This is a genomic window from Burkholderia sp. Ac-20353, assembly GCF_017104785.1.
Classification (GTDB): Bacteria; Pseudomonadota; Gammaproteobacteria; order Burkholderiales; family Burkholderiaceae; genus Burkholderia.
Map to the genome: position 1 here is coordinate 1 of NZ_JAAGPL010000544.1, position 709 is coordinate 709.

Sequence of the window (709 nt, forward strand, 5' to 3'; positions counted from 1 at the left end):
TCGTGCCGCACGGCCGCGCATCGAGCTGTTCGGCGGGTGCGGCTCGGCGGCGGCCAGACCGTCCGCCGGAAGCCCGTCCGCCGGAAGCCCGTCCGCCGGCAGCCCGTACACGGGGAGCCCATACGCCCAGACGGTATCGAAAAAGCAGGAGGCATGAACGCAGTGCAGAAGATCAAAGTGTTGTGCGTCGACGATTCGGCGCTGATTCGCAGCCTGATGACCGAGATCATCAACAGCCAGCCTGACATGGAAGTGTGCGCGACCGCGCCCGATCCGCTCGTCGCGCGCGAGCTCATCAAGCAGCACAACCCCGACGTGCTGACGCTCGACGTCGAAATGCCGCGCATGGACGGGCTCGACTTCCTCGAGAAGCTGATGCGCCTGCGGCCGATGCCGGTCGTGATGGTGTCGTCGCTGACCGAGCGCGGCTCGGAGATCACGCTGCGCGCGCTCGAACTTGGCGCGGTTGATTTCGTGACGAAGCCGCGCGTCGGCATCCGCGACGGGATGCTCGACTACGCGGAGAAGCTCGCCGACAAGATCCGCGCGGCGTCGCGCGCGCGCGTGCGGCAGGCGCCGCAGCCGCAAGCCGCCGCCCGGACGGACGAGCGGCGCGGAGGGGAAAGGGGCCGGGACCGGCGTTGTGTGTCGGTGCGGCCTGGTCGTCAGAAACAGCATCTGCTGCGATCTCACGTAGATTCGCACGTAC

1 protein-coding gene is annotated in these 709 nt (G+C 68.1%); it reads left to right on the forward strand.

The window, feature by feature from the left end:
* Positions 1 to 153: 153 nt before the first annotated feature.
* On the forward strand, positions 154 to 709 hold a 556-nt coding region (locus G3N94_RS41860), incomplete at its 3' end, for a response regulator (RefSeq protein WP_241022380.1).